Genomic DNA, 18,480 nt, shown 5'->3' with positions numbered 1-18,480 from the left:
GTACCAACTGTTTTGGTTATATAAGCGTTCCGTCACTGGAACCTGAAGAAAAAACCTAACCCCGTCTGGCATTCAGAAAGCGCGCGGGGTTGACCTGACGACCATCTTTCAACACTTCGTAATGCAAATGAACTCCGGTTGCACGACCGGTTCGCCCCATCAGGGCAATCTTCTGGCCCTCATCGACCAGGGTGCCCACATCCACCAGCAACTTGGAATTGTGGGCATAGCGGGTGACCAGACCATTGCCATGGTCAATCTCCACCATGTTGCCAAACTCCGGATGGCGCCCTGCCCAGCTGACAATCCCCTTGCCTGTCGCCAGGATGGGGGTGCCGGGCCTGCCGCGGAAATCCACCCCTTTGTGCATCTTGGCGCGACCGTTGAACGGATCGACCCGCCCACCGAAGCCGGAGGAGATCCAGACACGCTCCTGCTTGACCGGTGAGCCGGGGATGAAACCCGCATCGGTGATATGGTGGTTCATGATGAAGGATTCAAGTACCGACAGCTGTTCTTCGCGGCTGCTGAGCTGACGGCTGAGGTGTTCCATGGAATCTTGCAGTTCACCCAGGCTGACTTCCAGGTCTGCATCGTAGGAAGGGCCGCCCATCGGGGGCAGCTCCTTGAAGTTGAACTCCTCGGGATCGAGGTCCGCCTTCTCGGTCAGGCGCTCGCCGAGGGCGTTGAGGCGACCAAGTTGTCCCTGCATGGTGCCCACCTGGGCGGCCAGCATGGCAAGCTGTTCGCGGGCTTCATCGGCCCCTTGCGTGGATTTTTGCTGCTGCGCCAGGGTCAGCGCCACTTCCAGCGCCTCCATTTTCTGCTGCCAGCTCTGCCAGAGCCAGCCGCCCCCCAAGGCCAATACAGTGAAGAGAATACCGCCGACCCAGGCCAGACGTTGTTTGGGTAAGTGCAACCTGCGGCGCTGCTTACCGTGGAGGATCAGGGTAATGCTCATAGAAATCTGTCTTCTCGGTCAGGTGAGGCCAAGGGCCTGCACGGGCAATAAAACCGGGAGATAATCGGTATTAAAGGATGGAATAAACAAATGACAGGACGTCGGTGCGGAGAGATGACCGACGTCCTGTTGCACAGCTATCAGGCCAGAACCAGACCGTTGTCGTAGTAAGCGATAGGCGCTTTGTCGCCCTCACCCTCGAAGGTCACCAGTTCCCAGGCCTCCTGCTGGGCCAGCAGGGCACGCAGCAGCTTGTTGTTCAGGGCATGGCCCGTCTTGTAGGCACGGAATTCACCGATGATACTGCGATTGCACATGTACAGATCGCCGATGGCATCCAGCATCTTGTGCTTCACGAACTCGTCTTCGTAGCGCAGACCATCTTCGTTCAGCACCCGGTAGTCATCCAGCACCACGGCGTTTTCCAGGCTGCCGCCCAGTGCCAGGTTCTGGGAACGCAGGTACTCGATGTCACGCATGAAGCCGAAGGTACGGGCACGGCTGATCTCTTTCACGAAGGAGCTGCCGGAGAAGTCCAGCACGCAACGCTGGTTGCGGCCTTCAAACACCGGATGCTGGAAATCGATCTCGAGATCCATCTTGAAGCCGTTGCGGTAGGGGTGGAATTCCGCCCACTTGTCGCCGTCTTCAACCCGGATGCTCTGCTTGATCCGCACGAACTGCTTGGGTGCGTTCTGTTCACGAATACCCACTTCCTGCAGCAGATAGATGAACGGATGCGCACTGCCGTCCATTACCGGGATCTCGGGGGCATCAACCTCGACATAGAGGTTGTCGATGCCCATCCCGGCCAGAGCGGCAGACAGATGTTCGATGGTCGACACGCGAACACCGGCTTCGTTCACCAGAGCGGTACAAAGCACAGTATCACGCACCTGATCGGCGTTGGCTGGCAGCGCGACCACAGGATTCAGATCGGTACGCAAGTAAACGATCCCTGTGTTAACAGGCGCCGGACGGAACGTCATAGTGACTTTCCGGCCCGAATGCAGGCCCACACCGGTGGCCTGGACACTCGTTTTCAAGGTTCTTTGTCTAATCATGGGCGTATCCGCTTTAACAGCTCAAATTCCTGACCAGATGGTCGTTGCCGGGCCATCTTAGCACAATCCTTAAGCAACAAACAAACCAGAGCCATCAGAGGCTTAGTCTGCCTGCTTGCGCAGGAACGCAGGAATATCGAGATAATCCGGTTCGCGACGAGCTTGCGGCTCGGCGTTCACCACCTTGGCCGGGGCCTCTTCCATCACGCGAGACTGCAGGGCTTCGCTGATCAGGGGCTGACGGGCCGGACGCTCTTGAACCATGTTGTTCTTGACCAGAGTGATGTCGGGCTTGCGCTCGGCACCGATACCGGTCGCCACTACGGTAACGCGCAGTTCGTCGTGCATTTCCGGGTCGATTACGGTACCCACCACCACGGTGGCGTTCTCGGACGCGAAGGCCTTGACCGCGTTACCCACGGTCTCGAACTCTTCGATGGTCATGTCCATGCCGGCAGTGATGTTGACCAGGATGCCGCGGGCACCGGCCAGATCCACGTCTTCCAGCAGCGGGCTGGAGATGGCCTTCTCGGCCGCTTCTTCGGCACGGTCGTCACCGGAGGCTGAGCCGGTACCCATCATGGCGGTACCCATCTCGCGCATCACGGTACGCACGTCCGCGAAGTCGACGTTGATGAGGCCCGGGCGGGTGATCAGCTCGGCGATGCCCTGTACTGCACCCAGCAGCACGTCGTTGGCCGCCTTGAAGGCGTCCAGCAGGGAGATGCCGCGACCCAGCACCTTCAGCAACTTGTCGTTGGGGATGGTGATCAGGGAGTCGACGTTCTTGGAGAGCTCTTCGATGCCGTGCGCGGCGAAGCCCATCCGCTTCTTCCCTTCGAAGGAGAACGGCTTGGTCACGACGGCAACGGTCAGGATACCCATCTCGCGGGCCACTTCGGCCACGATCGGTGCAGCACCTGTACCAGTACCACCACCCATGCCGGCAGCGATGAACACCATGTCGGAACCGGTCAGCAGCTCGCGCAGCGCTTCCCTGTCTTCCATGGCGGCGTCACGACCCACTTCCGGGTTGGCCCCGGCACCCAGACCCTTGGTGATGCCACCGCCGATCTGCAAGGTGGTATTGGCACTGGAGTTGCGCAGTGCCTGGGCGTCGGTGTTCACGGTGATGAACTCGACACCTTCGATGTTTTGACGAACCATGTGCTCGACTGCGTTGCCGCCGCCGCCACCCACACCTATCACCTTGATGACGGCTTCGTCAGTGTGGCTATCCATAAATTCAAACATGTTGTCTCTCCGCTTTATTTGCCTGACTCAGCAAAATCTTTAGAACTCGCCACGCAACCAGTTGCTGACCCGTTTGACCAGCCCACCTACGCTTGCCTTGGCGGCATATTCCTTGTTACTGCCGGTGGATTGGTTGGTGCGGCCGTACTGCAACAACCCGACCGCAGTCGAGTACACCGGTGCCTGTACGTAGTCACTCAATCCCCGGATATTCATGGGCTCGCCCACCCGGACCTGGCTCTGGAAGATCTGCTCTGCGCACTCCACAATGCCTTCGATCTGGGCCGCGCCACCGGTCAAGACCACACCGGCGGCCAGCTGATGCTTGACCCCCTGTGCCTTCAATTCGCTCTGCACCCGCACCAGCTCGTCATTCACCATGGAGAGCAACTCGGTGTAACGGGGTTCAATCACTTCCGCCAGTGTCTGCCGTTGCAGGCTGCGCGCCGGGCGACCGCCGACACTGGGCACTTCGATATTGTCTTCCTTGCTGACCAGGCGGCCGAGGGCACAGCCATAGCGCACCTTGATCGCCTCCGCATCCAGCGGCGGCGTGCCGAAGGCATAGGCGATGTCGCTGGTCACCGTGCTGCCGGCATAGGGAATCACCTTGGTGTGACGCAGGGCGCCGCCGGTAAACAGCGACATGTCCATGGTGCCGCCACCGATGTCCACCACGCAGACACCCAGCTCCTTCTCGTCTTCGGTCAGCACGGCGTAGCTGGAGGCCAGGGCGGAGAAGATCAGCTGATCCACCCGCAGACCCACCTTCTCCACACACTTCTCGATGTTGCGCGCCATGTCGTTGTGGCAGGTGATGAGATGCACCTTGGCTGCCATCCGCACGCCGGAGAGGCCGACCGGGTTCTTGATCCCTTCCTGATAGTCGATGGCGAACTCCTGAGGCAGCACGTGCAGCACCCGCAGCTCGTCAGACAACCGCACCGACTTGGCGGTGTGGATGACGTTGTCCACATCCTCCTGGGTCACCTCTTCGTCGGAGATGGGCACCATGCCGGTCTCGTTGCGGCAATCGATGTGCTTGCCGGACAGCCCCAGATAGACGGAACTGATCTGGCAGTCTGCCATCATCTCGGCCTCTTCCACCGCGCGGCGCAGGGACTTGACCACGGAGTCGAGGTCATTGACCCCGCCCTTCTCCATCCCGCGAGAAGCGTGGCTGCCCATGCCGATGACATTGAGTTCGCCATCAGGCAATACTTCGCCAACCAGTACCGCCACCTTGGTCGTGCCGATATCCAGTCCGACAATCAAATTTCTATCTGCGGTGTTGGTCATTCACTTTCTCTTCGCTTTTCTTCCAGCCAACTGCCATCCCGGTGTCGTATCGAAGATCCACGTAAGCAACCCGCTCACGGGGCTCGATGACCGGAAAGGCATCGATAAACCGCTGCAGACGAAGCGCGATATCCGAGCGCCCCACAAACAGCTGAATGTTGCCATCCAGGGTCAGTTCCCAGGCATGGCGGGGGGTCAGATTCACCCCCAGCAACTTGTATCCCTTGGCCGCCAGCAGCGTTTCGTACTGATGGCTGGCTTCCAGCACCTTGGCGGCCTGATCATCGGGCCCGGACAACTGCATCAGGGGCTTCTTCACCCTGTCCGGGGCACTGAATACCTCACCCTTGGTGTTGACGAAGCGGTTGCCGTTCCAGCGAGCCGCCACATCCTGTTCCGTGAGATAGACCTTGATCTTGTTCGGCCACTTCTTTCGTACCGAGACCTGGGCCACCCAGGGCAGAGCGTTCAGACGCGCCTGCAATTCGTTCACATCCAGCTCGAAGAAGTTGCGAAGTTCGGCACCATCCAGCACGGCAGCACGCAACTCATCGGCCTTCAAATATTCGTGTTGCCCCTGCAGCAACAGCTCGCTCATGGGCAACCGACTGGCATCCGTCAGCCAGTCTTTAACATCCAGCGCAGTCTGGTAGAGCCCCCACATGACCAGGATGAAAAATGCCACCCCGGCGATGAAGCCCCCCTTGGTGCGCCCTTGTGCCCTTGCCTCCACCCGATCGATCCCCGTAAAACGCGCCATGCCGGTCACTTGCAGACCGGTTCGCCATTATATAGGCCTCGGCTTGGCGGTCAAAATACTCATTGGGCCCTCAGGCACCGGATTTCATGCTATCCACGCTCAATTTCATCTCGCCGAGACGACGGGCCAGCGCACCGACGTTACCCGCCCCCTGGGTCAATACCAGATCCCCCTCGCCAATCAGGTCGGCCAGCACCGCGGGCACATCGTCCGGCGTTGCGACAAAGATGGGCTCCAGGGTGCCGCGGGAGCGGATGGAACGGCACAGGGCACGACCATCGGCACCGGGAATGGGCTCCTCACCGGCGGCATAGACCTCCAGCATCACCAGCACGTCCACCTTGGAAAGCACATCCGCGAAATCTTCGTAGAGATCCCGGGTACGGCTGTAGCGGTGCGGCTGGAACACCATCACCAGCCGCTTCTCGGGCCAGCCGGCGCGAGCGGCGTTGATGGTCACCTTCACTTCGCTCGGGTGATGACCGTAATCGTCCACCAGCATGGCCTTGCCACGGCCGGTTTCAAACTCGCCATATTGCTGGAAGCGGCGCCCCACCCCTTCAAACTTGGAAAGTGCCTGGATGATGGCCTCGTCGCCGATGCCGTCTTCGGTTGCCACCGCGATGGCGGCGGCGGCGTTGAGGGCGTTGTGGATGCCCGGCAGATTCAGGGTCACCTCCAGCTCACCCGCCCCTGCACGGCGCACCCGGAAGCGGCTGCGATTGCTGGTCTGCACGAAGTCCAGCACCTGCACATCGGCATCATCGCTCAGACCGTAGGTGAGGGTAGGACGGGCGATCTCCGGCAGCATGCCGCGGATCACGGGGTCATCCACGCACACCACGGCCAGGCCGTAGAACGGCAGATTGTGCAGGAAATCGATGAAGGTGGCCTTCAACCTGGAGAAATCGCCACCATAGGTGTCCATGTGGTCCGCTTCGATATTGGTCACGATGGAAACCATGGGTTGCAGATGCAGGAAGGAGGCGTCGCTCTCGTCCGCCTCGGCAATCAGATAACGGCTGCTGCCCAGGCGGGCATTGGTGCCGGCGCTGTTGAGCAGACCGCCGATGACGAAGGTGGGGTCGCGATCCGCCTCGGCATAGATGCTCGCCACCAGACTGGTGGTGGTGGTCTTGCCGTGGGTCCCGGCAATGGCGATGCCGTGACGGAAGCGCATCAGCTCAGCCAGCATTTCGGCGCGGCGCACCACGGGAATACGCAGCTCGCGGGCAGCCAGCAGCTCGGGGTTGTCCTGCTTGATGGCGGTGGAAACCACCACCACGCTGGCACCGTCCACATGCTCGGCACTGTGACCGACAAAAATGTGTGCGCCCAAAGAGGCCAGGCGTTCGGTCACCCCGTTGCGGGCCAGATCAGAGCCGGTCACCTGATACCCTTCATTGGCAAGCACTTCCGCAATACCGCCCATACCGGCGCCACCGATGCCGATGAAGTGGATGCGACGCACGCGGCGCATTTCGGGGATAACGGTACGCAGTTTTGCCAGTTCAACCTTGGTCATAGTTCTTTCTCAATTCGTGGCCACAGGCCATTTTCATTCGGCGACATTCATCAGTTCGAAGACAGAAGCGGGGCCTTGGCGGCACATCTTGGCCTTCCATCTCGTTTGGCTCAGCCGGTGGCGAGCCGTTTGCACTCATCGGCAACCCGTTCGGCAGCATCGATGATGGCGACCCGGCGCGCGGCCTGGGCCATGTTCAACAGGGTTTCCCTGCGCCCGGCGAGCCAGGATAGGCGCGACGCCAGCGCCGCCGGTGTCAGCTCGGACTGGGGCAGGAACTCGGCCGCTCCGCCGTCGACCAGGGTCAGGGCGTTGCGGGTCTGGTGATCGTCCACCGCATGGGGCAGGGGCACGAAGATGGCGGCCACACCGGCAGCGGCCACTTCGGAGACGGTCAATGCGCCGGCGCGGCACACCACCAGGTCAGCCCAGGCATAGGCATCCGCCATGTCCTTGATAAATTCACTCACCTCGGCCTCGACCCCCAGCCCGGCATAGGAGGCAGCCACGGCCTCCCCGTTGCCCTTGCCGCACTGGTGACGCACCTCGATGGGCACACCGGCAGCTGCAACCGCAGGAGGCACCTGCTCGTTGAGGACCCTGGCCCCCAGGCTGCCACCGACCACAAGCAGGCGCAGAGGATCGCTGCTGCTGCGCAGTTGGGGATCCGGCAGCGCCACCACCTCGGGGCGCACCGGGTTGCCCACCACGGCGGTGCGGGCATTGGGGGCGAAGGCACCCGGGAAGGCCATCAGTACCCGCCTGGCGATACGGGCCAGCAGCTTGTTGGTCAGGCCGGCGGCGGCATTCTGCTCGTGCAGCAGCAGCGGAATGCCGGACAGCCAGGCGGCCACGCCACCCGGGCCGGAGGCGAAGCCCCCCATGCCCAGCACCACATCGGGCTGGATGGTCTTGAGCACCTGGCGGGCCTGCAGCACGGATTTGATGACACGGTAGGGCGCCGCGAGCAGCCGTTTGATGCCGTTGCCACGCACCCCCTGGATGTCGATGAAGGAGATGGGATAACCATGGGCAGGCACCAGCTCCGCCTCCATCCGATCGGCAGTACCGAGCCAGTGGATGGTCCAGCCCTGGGCCTTGAGGCGATCGGCGACGGCCAGGCCGGGGAACACATGCCCCCCGGTACCACCCGCCATCACCAGTAACGTCTTGCTCACGCAACCTCCCGCACGCGCGCCTGGGCACTTGCCTGGCGCAACTCGAAATCGATACGAATCAACATGCTCACCGCCACCATCATGATGATGAGACTGGAGCCGCCATAACTGACCAGCGGCAGGGTCAGCCCCTTGGTAGGCATCATGCCGCTGGCGGCACCGACGTTGACGAAAGTCTGGAAGCTGAACCAGATGCCGATGCCGATGGCCAGATAGCCTTCATAGAGCCGCTCGGCCACCAGCGCCTGGTGACCCAGCTTGAGCGCCTTCACTGCCAGCGCAAAAATCAGGAAGAGTGCGCCAAGCACCCCCACGTAGCCCAGCTCTTCGCCCAGAATGGCGAACACGAAGTCGGTGTGGGCCTCCGGCAGGTACTCCATCTTCTGGATGGAGTTGCCGAGCCCCTCGCCAAACCAGCTCCCCCGACCAAAGGCCATCAGGGACTGGGTCAGCTGATAGCCGCTGCCAAAGGGATCGGCCCAGGGGTCAAGGAAGGAGGTCACCCGCCGCATCCGGTAGGGCTCCGCGATGATCAGGGTCACCACGGCGCTCACCCCCACCAGGATGAGACCGATGAACTGCACCAGCCGGGCACCGGCCAGGAACAGCATCCCGAGGGAGGTGACGAACATCACCACCACTGACCCGAGATCCGGCTGGGCCAGCAGCAGGATGGCCACCACGAACAGCACCGTCATGGGTTTCATGAAACCGATGAAGCGTTCGCGCACCTCGCTCTGGCGGCGCACCAGATAGCCCGCCAGATAGACGAACAGCGCCAGCTTGCCGAACTCAGCCGGCTGCAAGTTGAAGGGGCCCAGCGGCAGCCAGCGTACCGAACCGTTGACGCTGCGGCCCACCAGCAACACCATCACCAGCAGCACGATGGCCAGCAACAACATGGGGCCGTTGTACTGCTGCCAGCGTGCCATAGGCACCTGCAACACGAACCAGGAGATACCCAGCGCCATCACCAGGAACATGCCGTGGCGCTTCACGAACATGAAGGGATCGTTGTTGATGGCGATCCCCTCAGGGATGGAAGCGGACGCCACTATCACCAGCCCGACGCCCATCAGGGCGAGGGCCAGCACCACCAGTTGCCGATCGTAGAGACCAGCGGGGCGCGCCGGTAGCAACCAGCGCAGCAAGAATCCCGCAACCACACGCAGGGCGTTCATAAGCCCATCACCAGTTCGGTGAAACGATCACCGCGCGCTTCGAAAGACTTGAACTGATCGAGGCTGGCGCAGGCCGGCGCCAGCAGCACCCAGTCACCAGGCTTGGCGTCGGTCGCCGCCTTGGCGACAGCAGCGTCAAGATCGGCAACTCGCTCGGTCTGTTCGCCCAGGGCCAGCAGCACCTCGGCATCCTGACCAAAGCAGTACATGTGATCGATCTGGCTGCCGAGCAGGGCCTGCACCGGGCCGAAGTCCTGCCCCTTGCCCTGGCCACCGGCCAGCAGCAGCAGGCGGCCCTTTACCGCTTCACGCACCCCGGCCACGGCGGCCAGGGTCGCCCCCACGTTGGTGGCCTTGGAGTCGTTGATCCAGCGCACCCCATTTACCTCCCGCACGAAGCGGGCACGGTGAGGCAGGCCTTCAAAGCGGCGCAGCACGGCAAGTTGTGCCTCGCGGGGAATGCCCACCGCATCGCACAGGGCCATGGCCGCCAGGGCATTGGCCTGGTTGTGGGCACCCACTATCTTCATCTCGTCCACCGCCAGGAGCGGCTCGCCGTGCAAGGTCAGCCAGTGACGGCCCTCCAGCTCGCAGCGACCGTAGCCGTTGCAGTCGAGGCCGAAACTCTGCCACACCTGACCCACATCGGGCAGGGTCTGGGGATCGTCGCGATTGATCAGGATGTGCTGGGAGTGCTGATGGATCTCCATCTTGGCGGCGCGGTAATCCGCCATGCCGGCATAGCGATCCATATGATCTTCACTGAGGTTCAGGACCACGGAGGCGGCGGCCCGCAGGCTGTAGGTGGTCTCGAGCTGGAAGCTGGAGAGCTCCAGCACGCAGAGATCCATGGGCTGCTTGAGGAGCGACAGCGCCGGGGTGCCGATATTGCCCCCCACACCGACCTTGAGCCCCGCCTCGGCGATCATCTCACCCACTAGCGTGGTGACCGTGCTCTTGCCGTTGGAACCGGTGATGGCGATGACGGGCGTCTGGGTTTCACGCACGAACAGTTCGATGTCACCGACGATGCGCACCCCGAACTCGGCGGCGGCCTTCAACTCCGGAGTCGCCAGGGCGATGCCCGGGCTCGCCACTATCATGTGCGCCTGCTTGAGCCGCTCAGCGTCCAACCCGTGGATGAGCTCCACCTCGGGGGGAAGCTCGTCCTTGCCCGGCGGATTGGTACGGGTGTCCATCACCAGCGGCGTGACGCCGCGGTCGAGGAAGTAATCGACGCAGGAGAGTCCGGTTTTGCCGAGTCCGATGATGATGACCATGGCTTACCTCACCTTCAGGGTGGCGAGGCCAAGCAGCACCAGCATGAGGGTGATGATCCAGAAGCGCACGATGACACGCGGCTCCGGCCAGCCCTTCTTCTCATAGTGGTGATGGATGGGGGCCATGCGGAAGATCCGCACGCCGCGCAGTTTGTAGGATCCGACCTGCAGGATCACCGAGACGGTCTCCATCACGAAGACGCCCCCCATGATCACCAGCAGGAACTCCTGGCGCACCAGCACCGCGATGGTACCGAGCGCGCCGCCCAGGGCCAGGGAACCCACGTCCCCCATGAAGACCTGGGCCGGGTAGGTGTTGAACCAGAGGAAGCCCAGGCCCGCGCCCACGATGGCGGTACAGACGATCACCAGTTCGGAGGTGTAGGGCACGTAGGGAATGTGCAGGTAGTTCGCGAAGTTGACGTTACCGGTCGCCCAGGCGATCAGGGCGAAGCCCCCCGCCACCATCACGGTGGGCATGATGGCGAGGCCATCCAGGCCATCGGTCAGGTTGACCGCGTTGGAGGTACCGACGATGACGAAGTAGGTCAGCAGGATGAACATCAGGCCGAGCTGGGGCATCACATCCTTGAGGAAGGGGACCACCAGCTGGGTCTGACCATCGTGGGTGGCCGTGGCGTAGAGGAAGACTGCCACACCCAGCGCGACCGCGGACTGCCAGAAGTACTTCCAGCGGGCGATGAGGCCATCGGTGTTCTTGCGCACCACCTTGAGATAGTCATCGGCAAAACCGATGGCGCCATAGGCCCCCAGCACGAACAGCACCAGCCAGACATAGGGGTTGTCGAGGCGGCACCAGAGCAGCACAGAAGTGAAAATGGCTGCAATGATCATCAGGCCGCCCATGGTCGGGGTGCCCTTCTTGCTGAGGTGGGATTCGGGACCGTCGTTGCGGATCACCTGGCCGAACTTCATGATCTGCAGGCGACGGATGAGGCGCGGCCCCATCCAGAGCGCCACCACCAGACCGGTGATGATCGACAAGATGGCGCGAAACGTCAGGTAGGAGAAGACGTTGAAGAAGGTGAAGTGCGGGGTGAGCAGTTCCGCCAGCCAGACTAGCATGTGGCTGACTCCTGATGGCCCTTGACCATCTCGACGATATCTTCCATGTGGGAGCCGCGGGCACCCTTGACCAAGATCGCGATTTCTTGATGTGTCTTTATCATTTGCGCAAGCACTTCAAACAACGACGCCTTGTTATCGAAATGTCGGCCAGCCGCGGCATCTGCGGTGTGGCGACTCTGTTCCCCTACGGTCAGCACGGCATCGAGGCCCTGCTCACGGGCGTGGTGTCCGACCCGGGCATGCTGCGCGGCGGACTCCTCACCCAACTCTTTCATGTCACCGAATACCAGCACCTTGTAGCCGTTCATGGCGGTCAGGGCATCGATACCCGCCAGCACGGACTCCACGCTGGCGTTGTAGGTGTCATCCACCAGAGTGAGGCCACCCCAGCGTTGCACGCAGAAACGGCCCTTGACCGGCGCCATCTGCTCCAGCCCCGCCTTGACGGACGCAAGCAATGCGCCCAGGGCCAGGGTACCGGCGGCAGCAGCCAGGGCGTTGGCCACGTTGTGGCGACCCGGAATGGCCAGGGTCAGATTCACCTCTCCCAGGGGCGTCACCATCACGAACCCGGCACAACCCTGCTCGTTGAGCACGATGTCGCGGGCGTGGAACGGCTGACGCTGATCCTCAAGGGAGAAGGCGCAGTGGATGCCCTTTTCACGCCACTTCGGCCAGAACTCGTTGTCGGCATTGACGATGGCGGTGCCGCCCTCGCCTAACCCTTCGAAGATTTCGCTCTTGGCATGGAACACCCCTTCCAGGGAGCCAAAGCCTTCCAGGTGCGCGGCAGCGACGTTGTTGATGATGGCGGCGTCGGGTCTGGCGAGCGACGTGGTCCAGGCGATCTCGCCCGGGTGGTTGGCTCCCAGCTCCATCACCGCGAACTGGTGTTGCGGCTCGAGGCGCAGCAGGGTCAGCGGCACCCCCACCTCGTTGTTGAAGTTGCCGGCGGTGGCCAGCACCTCCCCTTCACAACGCAGGATGGCCGTCGCCATCTCCTTCACCGTGGTTTTGCCACAGCTGCCGGTGATGGCGAGGACTTTCGGATTGATGCGCTCGCGCACCAGCCTGCCCAGACGTCCAAGCCCCTTGAGGGTGTCGCCCACCACCAGTTGTGGAATGGCCAGCGGCAATTCGCGCTCCACCAGCAGGGCACTGGCGCCGGCGGCAACCGCCTGGTCGCAGAAATCGTGGGCGTCGAAACGCTCGCCGCGCAGGGCCACGAACAGCGCCCCCGCGCCCAGGGTACGGGTGTCGGTGCTGACCGCCGTGATCTCATGGTCGCCCCCGATCAGACGGGCATCGAGCACCTGCGCCAGGTCGGCAAGCCTGAGGGTCATCATTTGAATGACTCCATTAATGTGTGCAAGGCGGCTGCGACGGTTTCCCGATCGCTGTAGTGCCGCTTGTCGGTTCCAATGATCTGATAATCCTCGTGGCCTTTGCCGGCCACCAGGATGATGTCCTCTTTGCTCGCTTGACTCAGTGCCAGCTGGATTGCCTTGGTCCTGTCGTGCTCAATCTGCACGGCGCCGGGATCGCGAAGACCCGCCACCATGTCGGCCATGATCCGGGCCGGCTCCTCGGTACGGGGATTGTCGTCGGTCAGGATCACGCAGTCCGCATGCAGCTCCGCCATGGCAGCCATCATGGGACGCTTGCCGCGATCCCTGTCGCCGCCGCATCCCACCAGGCACCAGAGCCGACCGTGACAGTGCACCCGCAGGGCCTGCAATGCCTTCTCCAGCGCATCCGGGGTGTGGGCGTAATCGACCACGGCGAGCGGCGCATCACCACCGCCGAAGCACTCCATGCGACCGGTCACCGGTTGCAGTCTGGGAGCCGTCGCCAGCAGGTCATCGAAGTCGTAGCCGAGCACCAGCATGGCGCCCATGGCGCCCAGCACGTTGCTGACGTTGAAGCGGCCGAGCAAGGGGGCGGATAATACACCATTCCCCCAGCTGGAGTTAATGCGCGTATCAAAACCTTGTTGGTGGAAATGGGGATCCTGCGCCGTCAGTTGTCGTCCAGCATGGTTTTCAATCGGACCATGAACCCCGAAGGCCACCGCACCGGGATAGGTCGCCAGCCATTGCCGTCCCAGATGGTCATCGGCGTTGATGACGGCGCAAGGCTCATCCACCAGCTTCAGCAGCTCCTCCTTGGCGGCGGCATAGGCCTCCATGGTGCCGTGATAGTCCAGATGATCCCGACTCAGGTTGGTGAAGACTGCCGAGGCAAACGGCAGGGCCGCCACGCGATGCTGCACCAGACCGTGGCTGGAGACCTCCATCGCCACCAGATCAGCCCCCTGCTGCTGCAAGGCGGCCAGATTGGCCTGCACCTGGACCGCGCTGCCCGTGGTGTTCTCTGCTTCGATGAGCTCGCCAAACAGACCGTTGCCTATGGTGCCCATGACCCCGGCCTTGCCCCCCAGCAGGGTGCGCCAGTTGGCCACCAGCAGGGCCGTGGTGCTTTTGCCGTTGGTGCCCGTGATGCCCACCAGTTGCAGCTTTTGCGCAGGGTGACCGTAGAAATGACCGGCCAGCTCGGAGAGGCGAGCGGGAAGATCCCTCATGCCGATGCAGGGGATCTGGGTCGCCGGAGGGACGAATTCTCCGTCCTCCTCAAACAGCACGGCGGTCGCTCCCTGAGCCACCGCCTGTTCGATGAAGCGCCTGCCATCCACCTGATGGCCACGAATCGCCACGAAGAGCGAGCCGGGACCGACCCGCCGGCTGTCGAGCTGGAGATCGGTGAGGGAAAGCGCTGGGGCATCGATGCCGAAGCGGCTCATCAGTTGATCAAGTGTGCGGGGCGGCATGGGAAGCCTCCGAAAATGCGGGAATGCGGGCGCTCGTACACGCCATGGAAAACGCCCCGACAGCAGCGGGGTCGATGGAAAAAGCCGGATGCCCGTCAAGTACGCGGTGCGCCATTGTTGGCCTCCGTGCGGGCAAGTTTGGCGGGTACCTCGGGCGGGATCGCATCGGGACGGATGTTGAAGAGCTGCAACACGCCTCCCATGGCCTCCGCAAAGGGCGGGGTCGCCACGGCACCGCCGTAGTAGGCATCCCCCTTGGGTTCGTTGATCACCACCACCATAACGAAACGGGGATTGCTGGCCGGTGCGAAACCGGCAAACCAGGCCATGTAGTCCTTGCCATAGCCCCCAGCCACGGCCACCTTGGCGGTACCACTCTTGCCACCGACCCGATAACCGGGGATCTGGGCCTTGGGAATGGCATTGCTGACCACGTACTCCAGCGCCTGCAACATGGCAGCGGCGTTGTTGTGATCGATGACCTGCTCACCCTTGGGCGGCTTGGTCACCTTGATGATGGAGAGCGGTACCCGCTTGCCCTTGTTGGCCAGGGTGGCGTAGGCGGAGGCCAGCTGCAGCGGGGTCACTCGCAGACCATAACCGAACGACAGGGTAGCTCGCTCGATGTCGGACCAGCGGCGACGCTGGGGCAGCATGCCGCTGCTCTCCCCCATCAGGCCGCTGCCGGTGTCCATGCCGAAGCCCACCATGCTCAGGGTGTTGATCATCTCCTGGGCCGGCATCCGCAGCGCGATGCGCGACATGCCGATGTTGGAGGAGTAGCGCAGGATGTCGTACAGGTTGGTCGCCTTGTGGATACTCACGTCACGGATCTGCTTGGCCCCGATGAAGAGGGGACCGCCCGGGATGAAGTCCTTCCAGCTGGTGACACCGGCTTGCAAGGCACTAAGCAAAATCAATGGCTTGACCGTGGAACCCGGCTCATAGGTATCGGTCACCACCCGGTTTCGCACCCGGAAACTCTGGTACTGGCCGCGGTTGTTCGGGTTGTAGGAGGGGGTGTTGACCATGGCGAGCACCTCGCCGGTCTTCACATCCAGCATCACCATGGAGCCGGAGGTCGCCTTGTTCTCGTCGGTGGCCCGTTTGAGGGCGCGATAGGCCAGCGCCTGCACCCGCTGATCGATGCTCAGTTGCAGATCGTTGGCGTGCTTGCCCTCTTTCACCAGGCCCAGGCGCTCGATGACGCGGCCCTGCCTGTCCTTGCGCACCCTCATCTCGCCAGGGGTTGCGGTCAGCCACTCGTTGTAGCTGCGCTCAATCCCCTCGATGCCGCTGCCATCGATGTTGGTCACCCCCACCAGGTGGGAGCTTATCTCGCCGGTCGGGTAGAAACGGCGCGCCTCGGGGCGCAGATAGATGCCCCCCAGCTTCAACCCCTTGATGTACTCGGCCACCGCAGGCGTCACCTGTCGCTGCAGATAGACGAAGCGCTTGCTCGGGTTGGCGATGCGATGCTTGAGGGTGTTGATGTCGAGCTTGAGCACGGCGGAGAGTGCCAGCCAGGCACGCTCGTTGTGGATGGCACCGGACTCGTGCACCGTCTTGGGATCGGCCCAGACCGCTTCGACCGGCACGGATACCGCCAACTGTTCGCCATTGCGGTCCGTGATCATGCCGCGCACCGCCTGGGTGGAGGTGGTGCGCAGGGAGCGCATATCCCCCTCCTGGCGCAGTCTGTCCGGATCGATCACCTGGATCCAGGCCAGCCGCAGGATCAGCCCCGCAAACGCGATGCCGATGAAGAAAACCAGGGTACGAAAGCGCCACGGGTAGAGTGAGGGTGCTTTCGCCTTGGCTTTGTCCTTTGCCGGAGCCTTGGTGGCGGCCTTGCGTGTCATGGTTGTGTAATTACCTTTTCAGTGGTCACCAGGGGACGAGCCATCTGCAACTTGTCCATGGCCAGACTCGCCACCCGGGAGTGCTCAGCCAATGTGCCCTGTTCCAGCAAGAGGTGGCGCCACTCGATGTTGAGCCTGTCCTCCTCCGCCATCAGATCGTTCTGCTTGGCCGTCAGACCCCGGGTCATGTTGGTCACCAGGATCACCGCAAAGGCGGTGACCAGCACGGCGACGGTCAACAGGACCTGCAACTTGTGGCGCCAGAGATCCGCAACGATCTCCCTGGCGAGGTGAACGCGCACGTCGCTCATCGTTTACTCCGCAAGACGCTCTGCGACCCGCAGCACCGAACTGCGGGACCGGGTGTTTTCATTGACCTCGTGGTCGGAAGGCTTGAGCGCCTTGCCGATCGACTTCAGCTTGCGACCACCGGCAAGCTGGGCTTCAGTCAGGGGGATGCCGTGGGGTACTTCAGGACCTTTCTCGTGCTTGCGAATGAAATGTTTCACCAGCCGATCTTCCAGAGAGTGGAAGCTGATGACGGAGAGACGGCCGTGAGGAGCCAGCACGTCCAGCGCGCCGTTGAGGGCGGTTTCGATCTCGTCCAGCTCGCTGTTGATATAGATGCGGATGGCCTGGAAGCTGCGGGTCGCCGCGTGCTTGCCCTTCTCCTTGCTCGGGTTGACCCGGGAAATCATCTCCGCCAGTTGGCGGGTGCGCACATAGGGCTCGGTCACCCGATCGTGTACGATGGCGCGAGCAATCTTCTTGGCGAAGCGCTCCTCACCGAAGGTTTTCAGCACCCAGGCGATGTCGTCCACATCGGCACGGGCCAGCCACTCGGCGGCGCTCTGACCGGAGGTGGGATCCATCCTCATGTCGAGCGGGCCGTCCTTCATGAAGCTGAAGCCACGTTCGGCATCGTCAAGCTGGGGGGAGGAGACACCGAGATCCAGCAGGAAGCCATCGACCTTGCCCAGCAGGCCGCGCTCGGTCAGATAGCGGGTGATGCCGGAGAAGGGACCGTGCACGATCTCGAAACGGGGATCCTGGATCTTGGCCGCCTCGGCAATGGCCTGGGGATCCCGGTCGATGGCGATCAGACGGCCGTTCGGGCCCAGATGCTGGAGAATGAGACGAGAGTGACCACCCCGGCCAAAGGTACCGTCGACGTAGATACCGTCCGGCTTGATGGCCAGCCCTTCGACGGCTTCGTGCAACAGCACTGTGATGTGTTCAGCGGCTTGGGTCATTTATAAAGAAAAATCCTGTAGTCGTGGTGAACTTGCCCAGTCGTCCTCGGGCAGGCCCAGGATGTCGTCGTTGATCTGTTGTTGCCAGCGGGCTTCATCCCACAGCTCGAATTTGTTGAGCTGGCCCACCAGCATGACTTTCTTGTCCAGCCCGGCATGGCTGCGCAGCGGCTGGCTGAGCAGCAGACGGCCATTGCCATCCAGTTCGCATTCGGCCGCGTGGCCGAGCAGCAGACGCTGCAGGCGGCGTTCCGCCGGGTTGGTGCTGGAAAGGGTCTTCAGCTTGCGCTCCACCTCTTCCCATTCATTCAGGGGATAAAGCAGCAGACAGGGATGGGCGATGTCGATGGTGCAGACCAGCTGGCCGTCGCACTCGTCGCGCAGCCAATCACGAAATTTGGTCGGAATCGCCAACCGCCCCTTGCTGTCCAGGCTGATGGCGTGAGCGCCACGCAACAAATTGCAGTCCCCGAAAGGTGAGTTATGGGGGCTAGATGCCCAATAAAACCACTTTGATCCACTTTTCTCCACCATGAAGTTTAAGGACGAGCAGGGGGCTTTTCAAGCAAGGATCTCGGGCATGGGGAACATATTGACGCAGCGTGATGGGACTACCGATTAAATGAATTGATTTTCCACAAGTTATTTGTGTTACCCGCAACTCGATTAATTTTCAGCAATTAAAAAACTGACAAATTGCACGAATAAACATCAGCCATACAGGCCGCGCTTCTCCAGCGCCATCACGATATTCAGAACATGGAAAAATTCCACATAACAGATTGATATAAAATACATTTGTTATACCAATCGGATTAAACATTAGGTCAGTTTTATCCAATCTCGGCTACAAAGTGACATCACCCGCTCCACATCGGCAATAAAGTGCTTCCAGGCCGATGTGCAGGCATCAAGGATGTCGTCGTAATCCTTGAAGCTGCGATTAG

The 18,480-nt window shown here is 61.9% G+C and carries 16 protein-coding genes and 1 pseudogene; all 17 read right to left on the bottom strand.

The window, feature by feature from the left end:
- Positions 1–55: 55 nt before the first annotated feature.
- Positions 56–961: a M23 family metallopeptidase gene (locus MUW49_RS03035; protein ID WP_039040495.1), complete on the bottom strand. Its 906-nt coding sequence runs from the start codon at positions 959–961 to the stop codon at positions 56–58.
- 140 nt (positions 962–1,101) lie between these two features.
- Positions 1,102–2,025, bottom strand: coding sequence for a UDP-3-O-acyl-N-acetylglucosamine deacetylase (lpxC, locus tag MUW49_RS03030; RefSeq protein ID WP_010675831.1), 924 nt, complete (start codon positions 2,023–2,025; stop codon positions 1,102–1,104).
- Between the two features lie 102 nt (positions 2,026–2,127).
- The gene (ftsZ, locus tag MUW49_RS03025; RefSeq protein WP_005305686.1) at positions 2,128–3,279 is read right to left on the bottom strand and encodes a cell division protein FtsZ; all 1,152 of its coding nucleotides are present in this window, start codon (positions 3,277–3,279) and stop codon (positions 2,128–2,130) included.
- A gap of 39 nt (positions 3,280–3,318) precedes the next feature.
- Positions 3,319–4,578, bottom strand: a complete 1,260-nt coding sequence (gene ftsA, locus MUW49_RS03020; protein ID WP_010675832.1) for a cell division protein FtsA — start codon at positions 4,576–4,578, stop codon at positions 3,319–3,321.
- Positions 4,559–5,311 (bottom strand): cell division protein FtsQ/DivIB, encoded by a 753-nt coding sequence (locus tag MUW49_RS03015; RefSeq protein WP_029314839.1) that lies wholly within the window; start codon positions 5,309–5,311, stop codon positions 4,559–4,561. The genes ftsA and MUW49_RS03015 overlap by 20 nt, the downstream gene beginning before the upstream one ends.
- 97 nt (positions 5,312–5,408) lie before the next feature.
- Entirely contained in the window at positions 5,409–6,863 is a 1,455-nt protein-coding gene (gene murC / locus MUW49_RS03010; RefSeq protein ID WP_041211792.1) for a UDP-N-acetylmuramate--L-alanine ligase, read from the bottom strand.
- Positions 6,864–6,973: 110 nt separating this feature from the next.
- Positions 6,974–8,041: an undecaprenyldiphospho-muramoylpentapeptide beta-N-acetylglucosaminyltransferase gene (murG, locus tag MUW49_RS03005; RefSeq protein WP_010675835.1), complete on the bottom strand. Its 1,068-nt coding sequence runs from the start codon at positions 8,039–8,041 to the stop codon at positions 6,974–6,976.
- Positions 8,038–9,222 carry a cell division protein FtsW gene (ftsW, locus tag MUW49_RS03000; protein ID WP_180911327.1) on the bottom strand — a complete coding sequence of 395 codons (1,185 nt, stop codon included), beginning with the start codon at positions 9,220–9,222 and terminating at the stop codon, positions 8,038–8,040. Before ftsW ends, murG begins: the two co-directional genes overlap by 4 nt.
- Positions 9,219–10,502, bottom strand: a complete 1,284-nt coding sequence (murD, locus tag MUW49_RS02995) for a UDP-N-acetylmuramoyl-L-alanine--D-glutamate ligase (RefSeq protein ID WP_069785545.1) — start codon at positions 10,500–10,502, stop codon at positions 9,219–9,221. Before murD ends, ftsW begins: the two co-directional genes overlap by 4 nt.
- A 3-nt stretch (positions 10,503–10,505) precedes the next feature.
- Complete coding sequence (gene mraY, locus MUW49_RS02990; protein ID WP_010675838.1) at positions 10,506–11,588, bottom strand: phospho-N-acetylmuramoyl-pentapeptide-transferase; 1,083 nt, start codon at positions 11,586–11,588, stop codon at positions 10,506–10,508.
- On the bottom strand, positions 11,582–12,937 hold the full coding sequence (murF, locus tag MUW49_RS02985; RefSeq protein WP_180911326.1) for a UDP-N-acetylmuramoyl-tripeptide--D-alanyl-D-alanine ligase: 1,356 nt from the start codon (positions 12,935–12,937) through the stop codon (positions 11,582–11,584). Before murF ends, mraY begins: the two co-directional genes overlap by 7 nt.
- Entirely contained in the window at positions 12,934–14,418 is a 1,485-nt protein-coding gene (murE, locus tag MUW49_RS02980) for a UDP-N-acetylmuramoyl-L-alanyl-D-glutamate--2,6-diaminopimelate ligase (protein WP_069785543.1), read from the bottom strand. Before murE ends, murF begins: the two co-directional genes overlap by 4 nt.
- 95 nt (positions 14,419–14,513) lie before the next feature.
- Complete coding sequence (locus MUW49_RS02975; RefSeq protein WP_010675841.1) at positions 14,514–16,280, bottom strand: peptidoglycan glycosyltransferase FtsI; 1,767 nt, start codon at positions 16,278–16,280, stop codon at positions 14,514–14,516.
- The gene (gene ftsL, locus MUW49_RS02970) at positions 16,277–16,591 is read right to left on the bottom strand and encodes a cell division protein FtsL (RefSeq protein WP_010675842.1); all 315 of its coding nucleotides are present in this window, start codon (positions 16,589–16,591) and stop codon (positions 16,277–16,279) included. Before ftsL ends, MUW49_RS02975 begins: the two co-directional genes overlap by 4 nt.
- A gap of 3 nt (positions 16,592–16,594) precedes the next feature.
- Positions 16,595–17,533 (bottom strand): 16S rRNA (cytosine(1402)-N(4))-methyltransferase RsmH, encoded by a 939-nt coding sequence (gene rsmH, locus MUW49_RS02965; RefSeq protein WP_109421765.1) that lies wholly within the window; start codon positions 17,531–17,533, stop codon positions 16,595–16,597.
- Positions 17,534–17,992 carry a division/cell wall cluster transcriptional repressor MraZ gene (gene mraZ, locus MUW49_RS02960; protein ID WP_039040489.1) on the bottom strand — a complete coding sequence of 153 codons (459 nt, stop codon included), beginning with the start codon at positions 17,990–17,992 and terminating at the stop codon, positions 17,534–17,536.
- Positions 17,993–18,355: 363 nt separating this feature from the next.
- Positions 18,356–18,480, bottom strand: a pseudogene (locus MUW49_RS02955) (IS630 family transposase); the annotation flags it as partial.

Source organism: Aeromonas sp. LsrichE-8G, assembly GCF_022869435.1.
Classification (GTDB): Bacteria; Pseudomonadota; Gammaproteobacteria; order Enterobacterales; family Aeromonadaceae; genus Aeromonas; species Aeromonas caviae.
Note: the sequence above shows the minus strand (reverse complement) of the source record. Positions and strands in the feature narration are given on the sequence as shown.